This window comes from Flavobacterium sp. PS2 (assembly GCF_046250155.1).
Lineage (GTDB): Bacteria > Bacteroidota > Bacteroidia > Flavobacteriales > Flavobacteriaceae > Flavobacterium.
The window spans coordinates 4,193,169-4,207,427 of the sequence record NZ_CP176426.1 but is presented as its reverse complement, the minus strand read 5'-3'; the positions used below and the strand labels follow the sequence as shown (position 1 = coordinate 4,207,427).

Sequence of the window (14,259 nt, the reverse complement as noted above, 5' to 3'; positions counted from 1 at the left end):
AAAAATAAACGATGAAAAAAATAATAACATTACTATTAAGTGTCGGTCTGTTTATATCGTGCACCGAACTTGAGGTAACACCAACCTCATTTGTAACCGAAGATAATTACTTTAAAACCCAAGATGATGCAGTAGCAAGCGTAAATGCAGTATATGCCTCTTTGAGTCTTGATCCGGGAGAACAAAGTTTATTTGGCAGAAATCTTTATTTCCTAACCGATATGGCGACTGATTATGCAGCAGCAGGAGTTTCGGCAACAAATCCTCAAGTAAGAGCATTGAGTAGTTTAACTCATGATGCAACTTCTGATCGTGTACAAGTGGCTTGGCGCCAAATATATGCCGGGATAAACAGAGCCAATGTATCTATCGATAATGTTCCCAGAGTATCAGGTTCAGAAGTAGTAAAAACCAGATTGATAAATGAAGCTAAATTCATTAGAGCACTATTGTATTTTCAGGCAGTTCGTCTTTGGGGCGGAGTTCCGATAGTTTTACACGAACCAAAATCTATTGATTTAGAGAATCTAAAAGCAAATAGAGCAACAGTAGATCAAGTGTATGCTCAAATTATTACTGACTTAAAGGATGCCGAAAGCTTACCAACTACTTACCCTGCAAATGATGCTGGACGTGCTACATCCGGAGCTGCAAAAGCTATTTTGGCAAAAGTATATTTGACAAAAAAAGATTGGCCAAACGCAATCCTTAAATCCAACGAAGTTATTAATGGCGGATATGGATATGCTCTTTTTGAAAATTTTGCTGATGTGTTTAATAAAACAAAAAAGAACGGAAAAGAACATATTTTCTCGGTGCAATTTGAGCCAAATCAAGCAGGAAATGGATCTAGCGGAAGCACTTTTCAAGGTACCTCATTTACAGGATTTACCGCCACAGAACCAGCAGATATCATCTCGGATGTAGCTTTATTTTATGATACTTATACCGCTGGAGATACAAGAAGAGATGTGAGTTATGCAAAACAATTATTGAATCCTGCTACAGGAACACTTTATACTTTTCCGAAACCGATATTTAAAAAATACTTAGACCTTACAAATCTGGCTACACCTGGTAATGTGGCTATTAATTTTCCGATTATTCGCTATGCCGACATCTTATTGACTTTAGCGGAAGCGACAAATGAACAATCCGGACCTACTACCGAAGCCTATGAAGCTTTAAACCAAGTAAGAAGGAGAGCTTATGGAAAACCAATTAACACGCCAGATCCTACGATAGATTTATCAGGATTAACCCCTGCAACATTTAGAGCAGCGATTCAGGAAGAACGCAAAAAAGAATTTGTACAAGAAGGACAACGCTGGTATGATTTAGTACGTTGGGGAACATTGGTTACCGAAGTAAAAAAAGTAACTGCAAAAAACTCAGTTTCAGAAAGAAACAATCTATACCCAATTCCACAAAGCGAAAGAAATATTAACCCAGTTGGTTTACCACAAAACCCTGGATATTAACTACAAACCATAAATAAAACTATTAAAAAATGAAAAAAATCAATACAAACAGTAAGATCAAAAGTCCTAAAAAGGGGCTTTTGATTACTGCTCTACTAGTTACACAATTAGGAGCAGTGCAAGGATTTGCACAAACAAATCCAGATGCAAACTTTAAAGGTGTAATAGGAAAAACCTTGGCGGAGTCAAAAGAATATTGGCCAGAACCAGTTACAGCGCCAAAAGGTGCACCAAATATTATCTGGATTTTACTAGACGATGTTGGCTTTGGTGCATCAAGTTCTTTTGGAGGATTGGTACAAACACCAACATTTGATAATTTGGCAAATAATGGTTTGCGCTATACTAACTTTCATACAACAGCTATTTGTGCGCCAACTCGTGCCGCACTATTAACCGGAAGAAATTCGGGTAAAGTACATGTTAGCGGATTTTCGCATACAGTTATGTCAGCAGGTTTTCCTGGTTGGGACGGAAGAATTCCATCTGATAAAGGAACAATCGCTGAGATTTTAAGAGATAAAGGATACAATACTTTTGCAGTAGGTAAATATGGATTGACTCCTGATGAAGAAGCTACCGATGCCGGACCGTTTGACAGATGGCCAACGGGTAAAGGTTTTGAACACTTTTTTGGTTTCTTAGGATCACAAACAGATCAATACAAACCAGATTTAGTCGAGGATAATGCCCATGTTACTCCAGATGGAAGACACTTAACGGATCAGATTACCGATAAAGCCATTAGTTATATCACCAAGCAACATAAAGCTGCTCCCGATAAACCATTCTTCTTGTATTATGCACCTGGAGCTGTTCATGCACCTCATCAGGTAGCTGAATCTTGGAGCGATCAATACAAAGGGAAATTTGACGAAGGTTGGGATGTATATCGTGAGAAAGTATTGGCTAATCAGAAAAAATTAGGAGTAATTCCTGCCAATGCCGTATTACCAGAACGCAATCCTCTTATTACCGATTGGAAAAAATTATCAGCCGATCAAAAGAAAGTGTACGCCAGATTTATGGAAGTATATGCTGGATATCTTACTTATACCGATCATGAGATTGGAAGAATCGTAAATCATTTAAAAGAAACCAATCAACTAGAAAACACATTAATTTTCGTTGCAATTGGTGATAATGGAGCTAGTAAAGAAGGTACTTTACAAGGTACAATTAACCAATCACTATTTTCTAAAACGGTATCTGATGAACAAAATCTTCAGAATAATTTAAATAATATCGGAGAAATTGGAACTGCAAAAGGTTTAAATACAAATTTCCCTTTAGGATGGGCACAAGCAACAAATTCGCCTTTTAAAAATTGGAAACAAGATGCACAATCAGAAGGAGGAACACGTAATCCGTTGATTGTTTATTATCCAAAAGAAATTAAAGAAAAGGGCGGAATCAGAAATCAATACAGCCATGTAACCGACTTACTTCCTACAACCCTGGATATTGCAGGAATTAAAGCTCCGGAATATATTAGAGAAGTTAAGCAAGATGCGATACAAGGCTCTACATTATATGCTTCGCTAAATAATGCCAAAGCAGAGTCATTACACAAAATACAATACTACTATATTTTTGGAAACAGAGCCATTTACAAAGACGGATGGAAAGCTGCTGCAGCACATCTTCCTGATTCATTTGCGATAAAAAATTCATTAGGTAAAAATGAAGCCCCAGCGCCAAGCAATTTCGATACTGATGTTTGGGAATTATATAACCTAAACGAAGATTTTAACGAGCGCGTAAACTTGGCTAAAAAGTACCCAGAAAAATTAGCAGAACTTCAGAAATTGTTTGATGAACAAGCAAAAGAAAACAACGTTTATCCGCTAATCGACTGGCAAGATGTATTTAATAGAAGAATACATAATCTTGGTGCCGATAAAGGAAAAACACTTCAGGAATTGGCTAAAAAAGCAACACAATCTGGAGCAACAAATTAATAATAGCTGTAAAATGTATTTAACACATAGAAACATAGTTCAAAAATAAATTTTAAAGAGTTTCTAGAAAATTATAATTTTTTCGCATAGCACTATGCGGTTTATTTTAAGTGAAACGTCTTTTTAAGACTTTGAAAACTATGCCTCTATGTGTTAGAAATAATTATACACAAAGAATTTATAAATCTTGATTCAGGTTTTTTACAAGAACATTAAAGACCTGAATCCTTTAAATAAAATTATCATGAAACGAGTAGACTTTGAAATTATAGGAAAAAAGATTCTTGTTGGTGCAATACTCTTTTTAGTTCCGCTAATCATTTTGGCAGGAGGTTTAACCTTAGTAAATCAACTTTTAAAATAAGAAATCATGGCAGTAGTACAGAATTCAAATAAAAATTTAAGAAGAGACTTAGTGATTAGTCTTTTTATATACTCATTGCCAGTATTGGCAATTTACCTTTACTTTAAATTAAGTAACGGCATCGTAACCGAATCGCATATAACATTACCATCGTTTTTAGAATTTGCAAAACCTGTATTTTCAAACATAAGAACATGGGGATTAACAGTATTTATGCTCGTTTTGGGTATCATAGAATTCACCGCTGGTTTATACGATGATCAATGGACGGGTGAAGAACGCAAAATAGATATTATAAGCTTCTTAGCTCCTAAGTTAATCTTACCTCCTGTTATTGCTTTTTTCAGCTTAACGATTTTACCAATTGTAATTCCGAATCTTGAAAATGCGCTTTCTTGGGTTCCTTTTTGGGGAGGTTTTTTCTTAATTGCAGTAGCCGATGATTTAACCCAATATTGGTACCACCGTTTGCATCATCAAGTACCTTTTTTATGGCGTTTTCATAGAACACACCACTCAGCCCCGTATATGGGAATGGCGATGCTTTCTAGACAAAACTTCATTTATACCGTGTTTTTCTCTCAAATATACCTAACAGCTACATTAACCTATTTAGGATTAGGATTGCCTGCTTTATTTGTTTTGGTTATAAAAAGTTTCATCACATTAGGAGCACATTCTAGCATTGCTTGGGACAAACCTCTTTATAAATACAAAGTATTACATCCTATTGCATGGGTTTTAGAACGATTAATTTCGACTCCTGCCACACACCACGCGCATCATGCAGATACTAGCGGCGACGGAATCGGACATTTTAAAGGCAACTTTGGGAATATGTTTTTCATTTGGGACGTAATCTTCGGGACTGGTTTAATTACCCGAAAATTCCCAAAATCGTACGGAATCAAATCATACAAACAAGAAGAATGGTATGCACAATTTCTTTGGCCAATATTCAAATCTAAAAAAGAAGGAAGTGCTCTCGCCGATGGTGTTTTTTCAGTTCCGCTAACACAAAAAGCGAATAATACAGCTACTCAAAGTCCAAGTCCTGTTTATTTTGAACAACAAACTCAATCCTAAAAACATGAGAAATTCAAACATAAAAAACAGCATCACAGCATTGATCTTACTATTTACGATTGTAAGCTTTGCTCAAGATAAAAGCTCAAATATCGTATCGCTAGATGTCTTTTATTCGAAAATAAAAAGTCAAAAAAATCCGCAGATAATTGATGCCCGAGGCGCAGAAGAATTTGCATTGAACCACATAAATGGTGCAGTCAATTTTAATTTGCAATCTGAGAATTATGCTAAATCAGTAGCTGCATTAGATAAATCAAAACCTGTATTTATTTACTCCATCGGAGCTGGGCGAAGTGTAGCTTTAGAAAAAGAATTATTAAAAAATGGCTTTAAAGAAGCTTACAGCCTAGAAGGAGGAATAGCCAATTGGATTGGAAGCGGAAAACCATTTTATGCTAATCCCGATAGCTATCGGGATAAAAGCAAATTATCACTAGCAGAATACAACAAAATCATTGCCGATAATAATTCTGTATTAGTAGATATTGGATCTAAATATTGTGGCGCTTGCAAAAAAGTAAAACCTGTTCTGGAAACCATCAAAGCACAATATGGAGAAAACTTAAAAATCGTAGAAATTGATTTAGAAGAAAACCCACAAGTCATAGCCGACTTAAAATCAATAAAAGTTTTCCCAACCTTGATTCTATATCAAAAAGGGAAAATTGTTTTCAAAAAAGAAGGATTAGGTGATTTGAAAAAAGATGTTGATCTAGCTTTGAATTAAAGGTTCTGAGGTTCTGAGGTGCAAAGGTGCAAAGGTTTTCCCGTAGAGACGCACCGCAGTGCGTCTAACCATTCAAAGGTTTAAAAAAAGGTACTAAGACACTAAGATTCTGAGGTTCTAAGCCGCAAAGGTTTTCCTGTAGAGACGCACCGCAGTGCGTCTACACTAGGGTTGAAAATTATTCTCGCAATATTGTCATTCTGAGGAACGAAGAACCTCCGCAAGAAACTAACATAAAGTATTCTTAAATTGGCGAGCTACTCGTGGTGATTCTTCGTTCCTCAGAAAGACAAGTTTGGGGTAATTCTCTCCTTCATTTCCACACCTACAAGGTCAAAAAAAGACCTTGCAGGAAAATAAATTAATAAAAATTAAATGTCAATTAAAACAAAACAATATACCATTCACGAAGACTGGACAGTCGTTATTCTAGGATTTTTAATAATTGGGATATCCCTATTTATTTTTCTTCCGGAAGTTCCTGTATTCAAATGGACAAATGGAACAGATTTATTAAAAGATGTATTTGCTTCAGATAATTTACAAATCATCGCATTGCAGTTTTTATACCTTATCACTATAGGTACAATTGGTGCTTTCCTAATCGGAAAATCAGTAAAAAACTTTTTACTCGGTTTCCCAATAGTTTATATACTAACCGTTATTGCCTTGATTATTGCAGGAAATGCAACAATAAAAGGATTCAATCTCGAAGCAGTAATTTTTAGTTTGATGATAGGTTTAGTCATTGGGAATTTTTTCAAACTACCCGAATGGTTTCGTACAGCACTTGCTACAGAGGTATTTGTAAAAATCGGATTGGTTTTATTAGGCACAAGCGTAATCTTCTCCGACATTCTTAAAGCAGGCACTTTAGGATTAGCCCAAGCTTTGGTAGTCGTATTATCTGTTTGGTACTTTGCTTTTTGGTTGTGCAAAAAACTAAAAGTCGATGATGAGTTAACAATGATGATTTCTAGTGCTGTTTCCATTTGTGGAGTTTCTGCTGCTATTGCAACATCAGGCGCTATCAAAGGAGATTCGAAGAAACTATCCTATGTCATTTCGATGGTATTAGTAACGGCAATACCCATGATGATATTTATGCCCATAATTGCCAAGTATTTCAACTTCCCCGAAGAAGTAACCGGAGCTTGGTTAGGCGGGAGCATCGATACCTCGGGAGCCGTTGTTGCTTCAGGTTCGCTAGTAGGAGAAACAGCTTTAAAAATAAGTACAATTGTAAAATTCTCTCAAAATGTATTATTAGGATTAGCCGCTTTTGCCATATCTGTTTACTGGACATATACCCATAATAAATCAGCCGAAGCAGTCGCATCCAAACCTACATTAGGAATTATTTGGGAACGCTTCCCAAAATTTGTTATCGGTTTTATAGCTGCTTCATTGATCTTTTCGTTCCTGCTTACTCCCGAAGTTAGAGATCAGGTCAAGGATAGTTTAAAGAATTTACAAGGAATTTGGTTTGCATTAGCATTTACAAGTATAGGTCTGGAAACCAACTTTAAAGATTTGTTTAACAACAACAGCAAAAAACCATTATATGCCTTTTTAATCGCGCAGTTATTCAATGTAATCATAACCCTTATAATCGCCTTTTTACTATTTAGTAACTAAAATTACAGATTAGAATTAGCTCACAAAATTTAAAATGAAAATGAAAAAAATAATTATCACACTAAACCTTCTACTGACAACAGTTGGTTTAGTTCAGGCACAAAACAACACTTCAAAACCTAACATCATCCTAATCATGGTTGATGATATGGGCTATTCGGATTTAGGAAATTATGGCTCCGAAATAAAAACACCAAACCTAGATAAACTAGCCACAGAAGGATTACGATTACGAGAATTTTACAACAACTCTATTTGTGCTCCAACCAGAGCATCCCTATTAACAGGACAATATCAGCATAAAGCAGGCGTAGGTTTTTTTGATGTAAATCTTGGCTTACCAGCTTATCAAGGTTATTTAAATAAAGAATCATTAACCCTAGGCGAAGTTTTCCGTTCAGGCGGTTACAGTACTTTATTGTCTGGAAAATGGCACGTAGGATCAGAGGATCAGGCACAATGGCCCAACCAAAGAGGATTTGATAAATTTTACGGAATCCTAAAAGGAGCATCAAACTATTTTGATACCAAACCATTACCATTCGGAAAAACACCTTATCCAGTAAAACTGATAAAAAACAATGTCGAATTACACCCAAAAGACGATTCGTATTATTTTACAGATGAAATCGGGAATAATGCCGTAACATTTCTAGAAGAACAAAATAAAGAAAACAAACCATTCTTTTTGTATTTAGCCTTTACAGCGCCACACTGGCCATTGCAGGCAAAACCTGTAGATATAGCCAAATACAGAGGTAAATTTGATGAAGGTTGGGATGTATTGAGAGAAAAAAGAATCCAAAAACTAAAAGAAAACGGAATCCTTCAGGCAGATCAAACCATTGGACCAAGAGATACCGAAGTACCAGAATGGAATAAATTAACCTACGACGAGAAACAATTCTGGAAAGCCAAAATGGAAGTTTATGCCGCAATGGTCGATAATATGGATCAGAATGTTGGAAAAGTTTTAGACGAATTAAAAGCATTAAAAAAAGATAAAAACACCCTAATAATTTTCATTTCAGACAATGGTGCACAAGGCGGATTCAATAGTTACAATCCGTTAAACAGAGGACTTGTACGAAATACAGGACCAGTAGGAACATCAGGTTCATTTGATTATCAGGAACAAAACTGGGCGTATTTATCCAATACCCCATTGCAACAATATAAAAACAATATGCACGAAGGCGGTTTTAGCTCCCCATTTATCGCATGGTATCCATCACAAATAAAAGCTGGACGAATCGATAAAGGAATAGGACACATCATCGACCTTGCCCCTACTTTTTACGAATTGGCAGGAATACAATATCCCAAAGAATATAATGGTGTGACGACAAATCCTTTGGTTGGAAGTAGTTTGATACCTGTTTTATTTAATAATGTTTCGCAGGTAGATCGAGGCACACCATTATTTTGGGAAAGAGCAGGAAACCGAGCCGTGAGAGATGGCAAGTGGAAATTAGTTTCCATATATCCATCCTACGAGTGGGAACTTTATAACATCGATACCGATAGAGGCGAAACTACCAATGTAGCCCAGAAAAATCCTGGAATCGTAAATCAGTTATCGGCAAAATATTTTGATTGGGCAGATAAAACCGGAGTAGTCGAATACAGCAAATTCAAACTAAAAACCGAAGTAATACCCGGTGGATCCCCATTAAAGAAATAGTTGCTTTTTTTGATATTTTAAGCAATTATAAACGAAAAGCGATAGTCCTCAAACTATCGCTTTTTTAATTTTCAGGAGCTAAATCCTGCTGTACACTATATCTTTTTCTGTCTAAAAAAGCCAGAAAAAGGATGCCGTTCCCATCAGGGCTAGGCTATGAATATTGTAAATAAATTTTAAACACGAATTACACTAATTTGCACAAATTTTAAAGATCAAATTAGTTTGTGAAATTAATTTCACAAACTAATTAGTGTCAATTCGTGAAATTCGTGTTTATTTTTATATCAAAACTAGGCTATAAATTGCTACTTATTTTTTAAAATCATTAAGTGCTTTTTCTATAATAGCAAGACATTCCTTAATTTGATCTTCGGTAATAACCAAAGGTGGAGCCAAACGAATTTTGTTTCCATGAGTAGGTTTAGCTAATAAACCGTAATCTCTAAATCTCAAACAAATTTCCCAAGCAAGATCAGATTCTTCATCGCAGTTAATTACAATTGCGTTTAGTAAACCTTTACCACGAACCAAAGTAATAAGGTCATTTCGCTTAGCAATATCATTTAAACCATTACGTAATATAATCCCTAAACGCTCTGCATTTTCAGATAAATTCTCATCTCTTACAACCTCAAGAGCTGCAATTGCAACAGCAGCTGCAACAGGATTTCCTCCAAAAGTTGACCCGTGTTGACCTGGTTTAATAACGTTCATGATAACATCATTACACAATACAGCCGAAACAGGATATACACCACCAGAAATTGCTTTACCTAAAATTAAAATATCAGGTTGAACATTTTCATGGTGTACAGCCAATAATTTTCCTGTACGAGCAATTCCCGTCTGAACTTCATCAGCAATAAACAAAACATTATGTTTTTCGCAAAGTGCTTTGGCTTTAGCCAAATAACCTTCAGAAGGAACATAAACCCCAGCTTCACCCTGAATAGGTTCTACAAGGAAACCAGCGATATTTTTAGACGATTCCAACACTTTTTCCAAAGCATCAAGATTATCATATTCTATTTTTATAAAACCAGCAGTATAAGGACCAAAGTTCTTACGTGCACTCTCATCATTAGAAAACGAAATAATAGTAGTCGTTCTACCATGAAAGTTATTCTCACAAACAATAATTTGTGCTTCATGCTCAGCAACACCTTTTACTTCATACGCCCATTTACGACATAATTTAATAGCCGTTTCTACAGCTTCAGCACCAGTATTCATTGGTAAAACCTTATCAAAACCAAAAAACTTAGTTACAAATTCTTCATAGTTTCCTAGTTTATCATTGTAAAAAGCTCTCGAAGTCAATGTTAATGTTTGAGCCTGATCCACCATTGCTTTCACAATTTTAGGATGACAATGCCCTTGATTTACCGCAGAATATGCCGATAAAAAATCAAAATATTTCTTTCCGTCAACATCCCAAACATAAACCCCCTCACCTCTTTCTAAAACAACTGGTAATGGATGATAATTATGAGCACCGTATTTATTTTCTTTCTCAATTAATACATTAGATTTTGACGAAAGAATTTGTTGAACCTGTTCCATGATCTTTATTTTTAACTTTTTACAAAAATAAGACTATTTTTTAATTTTACAATAATTTTTAATACTTTTGACTTGATTAAGGGTATAAAAAGTCAATTTATATTTATTTAATTAAAAATAAAGTCAATTTAATTTAAAACAAATTTCATGGATTCATTAGACGAATTTGACATCAACATCATCAAACAATTAGAAAAAGACGGTCGAATGGCATATTCTGCTATTGCAACCAACTTAAAAATTTCTAATACAATGGTGCATCAGCGCATTAATCGTTTAATAGAACAAGGTGTATTATCTGGGATAAAACCAGTTGTTAACGAAAAGAAAATTGGGTACGATTGGGCATCATTTACAGGAATAACTCTTAATAAAGATTCAGATTCCGACAGGATAATCGAGGCATTAAAAAAAATTCCCGAAATCACCGAATGTTATTATGTTACAGGATCCTTTACCCTTTACATAAAAATTATAGCCAAGAATCACGAACACATGAGAAAAATACTCTACGAAAAAATCGATAGCATTCCAGGAATCGCCAAAACAGATTCTATTATAGAATTAGGATGCGCTTTTAAAAGAAATGCAAGTCTATAAAAAATAGACTAATTTCGAAAGAAACTTAAACTGGCTAAATCATATGGTTTATTCTAAAAAAAACATACTATTTATATTCTTTTTTTTCCTTTTTAGCTTAACCCTTTTTTCGCAAAAAACAAGGAAAAGAGAGGTTAAAAAACTTCAGGAAAAAGCACAAAAAGTAACCATCATACGTGACAATTGGGGTATCCCTCACATTTATGGAAAAACAGATGCCGATGCTGTTTTTGGCTTAATGTATGCCCAATGCGAAGACGATTTTAAACGTATTGAAATGAATTACATAGAAAAACTAGGACGCCTTTCAGAAATAAAAGGAGAATCAGTTTTATATAATGATTTAGAAATTAAACTTTTAATAGATGCTAATGAGGCCAAAGCCGATTATAAAAAAGCGGCTCCATGGTTAAAAAAATTATTGAATAGTTATGCTGACGGAATTAACTACTATCTATACAAACATCCCGAAGTAAAACCTCTTTTATTAACCCATTTTGAACCTTGGTTTCCTTTGCTTTGGACTGATGGAAGTATTGGTGCCATAAGCACAGCCGATCTTTCTACAGGAGAATTAAAAGCATTTTACTCTGGAAACAATGACAAAGTAGCGTATGTAGAACGAGAGAAAAATGTGCAAACTGGCTCAAACGGTTTTGCTTTTTCACCTTCTAAAACTGCATCTGGAAATTCAATTCTTTATATAAATCCACATACTACTTTTTATTTCAGACCCGAAGTACAAGTTACAAGCGAAGAAGGACTTAATGTTTATGGCGCAGTAACTTGGGGGCAATTTTTCGTTTATCAGGGATTTAATGAAAATTGTGGTTGGATGCATACTTCTTCAAATGTAGATGTTGCCGATATGTATGCCGAAAAAATAGTCGAAAAAAACGGAAACCTATTTTATGAATATGACCAAGAATTGATTCCTGTAATTGAGAAGAAAATCACAATTAGCTATTTGGAAAACGGAAAATTAATTCCAAAAAAATTCAAAACCTATTTTACAAACAATGGTCCCATAATGGCTAAACGAGATGGGAAATGGATTAGCCTTAAATCTAACAATCGCTCCATGAATAGTTTGGTTCAAAGCTGGATTAGAACAAAATCAAAAGGATTTGAAGATTATAAAAAGGCCATGGATTTAAAAGCAAATACATCCAACAATACCGTATATGCCGATAACAAAGGAAACATTGGGTACTGGCATGGGAACTTTATACCTATTAGAGATAAAAAACTAAATTGGTCAAAAGTTATAGACGGCACAACATCGGCCACACAATGGAAAGGATTACACGACGTATCCGAAACAGTTCATTTATATAATCCCGCAAATGGATGGTTACAAAATTGTAATTCTACACCTTACACTGTAGCTGGAGATAATAGCCCTAAAAGAGAAAACTATCCTGCATATATGGCACCCGACGGAGAAAATTTTAGAGGTATAAATGCCGTTCGCATTTTTAGTAAAGGCGAAAAATATACACTGGACAAAGTAATCGCCGATGGCTATGATAGTAAACTCTCCATTTTCGAAATATTAATTCCTGCCTTACTTACTACTTTTGAAAAAGACATAAGCCTAACTGATTTAGAATTTAGTGATTTATCCGAACCTATTGCTGTTTTAAAAAACTGGGATTATTATGCCCGAGAAAATTCTGTTGCAACTACACTAGCAGTCGAATGGGCATACAAATTAGACCCAATTATACAAAAAGCATACATTAATGAAGGAGAAGCCGATCAGGTAGAAAACACTAAAAACTTTGCAAAAAATGCAACCGACAGTCAATTAATTCCACAACTACAAGCTACAATAAAAGAATTAAAAGATAAATGGGGAACATGGCAGGTTCCTTGGGGAGATATAAACCGTTTTCAGAGATTATCAGGAGATCTAAATCTAACTTATAATGATTCACAGGCAAGTTTACCTATAGGATATGGCCCAGGATCCTGGGGCAGCTTACCCTCATTTAAAAGTAGTTTCCAGAAAAATACTAAAAAGCGTTACGGATATAATGGCAATAGTTTTGTTTGTGCCGTAGAATTTGGTACTAAAGTAAAAGCAAAATCTTTACTTGCAGGCGGAAACAGCGGAGATGTTAAATCAAAACATTTTTACGATCAAGCCGAAATATACCAAAAAGGGCAATTTAAAGATGTTTTGTTTTATAAAGAAGATGTCGAAAAAAATGCCGAACGTACCTATCATCCAGGTCAATAATTTACAGAATCTACGACAATCAATATAAACCTCAGAAGAAAAATCTTTTGAGGTTTTTTTCTATTATTATATTTCTGATATTTGTCTTAAAAACATATTATTATGAAAACCATATATCTATTTATTTTAGGAATTTCACTAAATACCACAATTATGTTTGCACAATTAAAGCCCATAAAATATACCGATGGCAGTCAGACTCTTAACGGCTTAGCCATTCAGCCAACTACAAAAAGCAATAATAAACCAGGTATACTAATGATTCCTGCTTGGCTAGGAATCGATAATGCTTCAAAAGCAATTGCCGAAGATTTGGCTAAACTGGGTTATCATGTCTTTATTGCCGATATATATGGAGAAGGTAATTACCCAAAAAATACTACTGAGGCTAACAAAATTGCTACCCATTACAAAACCAACTATACCGAATTCCAGAAAAGAATTAATCTTGCCTTGCAACAATTGGTAAAATCTGGAGCTAATGCCGACAATATCGTTGCAATAGGATATTGTTTTGGAGGAACAGGCGTTCTGGAAGCTGCAAGAGGGCATCTTAATTTAAAAGGTGTTGTTTCATTTCACGGAAGTTTAGCCAGAGATGCAGCCAGAACCAACGAAGCTATTACAACCAAAGTTTTAGTTTGCCATGGTGCAGATGATCCATATGAATCTGCAGAAGAAATTACCGCTTTTCAACAAGAAATGCGTGACACCAAAGCCGATTGGCAAATGATTTATTATGCCAACGCGGTACACTCATTCACCAATCCCGAAGCAGGAAACGATAATTCTAAAGGAGCTGCATACAATGAAAAAGCTGCCAAACGTTCATTTGAACACTTAAAACTTTTCTTAAACGAAGTGTTAAAAAAATAAATACAATAATCTCAAACCAAAAAATACC

General features: G+C 35.0%; 10 protein-coding genes. 9 read left to right on the top strand and 1 reads right to left on the bottom strand.

Annotation, left to right across the window (positions count from 1 at the left end; genetic code table 11):
* Positions 1–11: 11 nt before the first annotated feature.
* The 6 genes from ACJ6WR_RS18580 (at position 12) to ACJ6WR_RS18555 (ending at position 8,944) form a co-directional block, all read left to right on the top strand.
* Entirely contained in the window at positions 12–1,481 is a 1,470-nt protein-coding gene (locus ACJ6WR_RS18580; protein ID WP_409416098.1) for a RagB/SusD family nutrient uptake outer membrane protein, read from the top strand.
* 29 nt (positions 1,482–1,510) lie between these two features.
* Positions 1,511–3,442: an arylsulfatase gene (locus ACJ6WR_RS18575; protein WP_409416097.1), complete on the top strand. Its 1,932-nt coding sequence runs from the start codon at positions 1,511–1,513 to the stop codon at positions 3,440–3,442.
* 370 nt (positions 3,443–3,812) lie between these two features.
* The gene (locus ACJ6WR_RS18570; protein WP_409416096.1) at positions 3,813–4,892 is read left to right on the top strand and encodes a sterol desaturase family protein; all 1,080 of its coding nucleotides are present in this window, start codon (positions 3,813–3,815) and stop codon (positions 4,890–4,892) included.
* A 4-nt stretch (positions 4,893–4,896) separates the two neighbouring features.
* Positions 4,897–5,622, top strand: a complete 726-nt coding sequence (locus ACJ6WR_RS18565; RefSeq protein ID WP_409416095.1) for a thioredoxin domain-containing protein — start codon at positions 4,897–4,899, stop codon at positions 5,620–5,622.
* Between the two features lie 375 nt (positions 5,623–5,997).
* Positions 5,998–7,260 carry a YeiH family protein gene (locus ACJ6WR_RS18560; protein ID WP_409416094.1) on the top strand — a complete coding sequence of 421 codons (1,263 nt, stop codon included), beginning with the start codon at positions 5,998–6,000 and terminating at the stop codon, positions 7,258–7,260.
* A gap of 40 nt (positions 7,261–7,300) precedes the next feature.
* On the top strand, positions 7,301–8,944 hold the full coding sequence (locus ACJ6WR_RS18555) for an arylsulfatase (RefSeq protein WP_409416093.1): 1,644 nt from the start codon (positions 7,301–7,303) through the stop codon (positions 8,942–8,944).
* Positions 8,945–9,256: 312 nt separating this feature from the next.
* Here ACJ6WR_RS18555 and rocD read toward each other — a convergent pair whose 3' ends face one another.
* Positions 9,257–10,510 (bottom strand): ornithine--oxo-acid transaminase, encoded by a 1,254-nt coding sequence (gene rocD / locus ACJ6WR_RS18550; protein ID WP_039118170.1) that lies wholly within the window; start codon positions 10,508–10,510, stop codon positions 9,257–9,259.
* Positions 10,511–10,657: 147 nt separating this feature from the next.
* Between rocD and ACJ6WR_RS18545 the strand changes: the two genes are divergently transcribed.
* From ACJ6WR_RS18545 to ACJ6WR_RS18535, 3 genes are all read left to right on the top strand, one after another.
* Positions 10,658–11,110 carry an Lrp/AsnC family transcriptional regulator gene (locus ACJ6WR_RS18545; protein WP_039112858.1) on the top strand — a complete coding sequence of 151 codons (453 nt, stop codon included), beginning with the start codon at positions 10,658–10,660 and terminating at the stop codon, positions 11,108–11,110.
* A 43-nt stretch (positions 11,111–11,153) separates the two neighbouring features.
* Positions 11,154–13,355 carry a penicillin acylase family protein gene (locus ACJ6WR_RS18540; RefSeq protein WP_409416092.1) on the top strand — a complete coding sequence of 734 codons (2,202 nt, stop codon included), beginning with the start codon at positions 11,154–11,156 and terminating at the stop codon, positions 13,353–13,355.
* A gap of 102 nt (positions 13,356–13,457) precedes the next feature.
* Positions 13,458–14,231 (top strand): dienelactone hydrolase family protein, encoded by a 774-nt coding sequence (locus ACJ6WR_RS18535; RefSeq protein ID WP_039112860.1) that lies wholly within the window; start codon positions 13,458–13,460, stop codon positions 14,229–14,231.
* Positions 14,232–14,259: the final 28 nt, after the last annotated feature.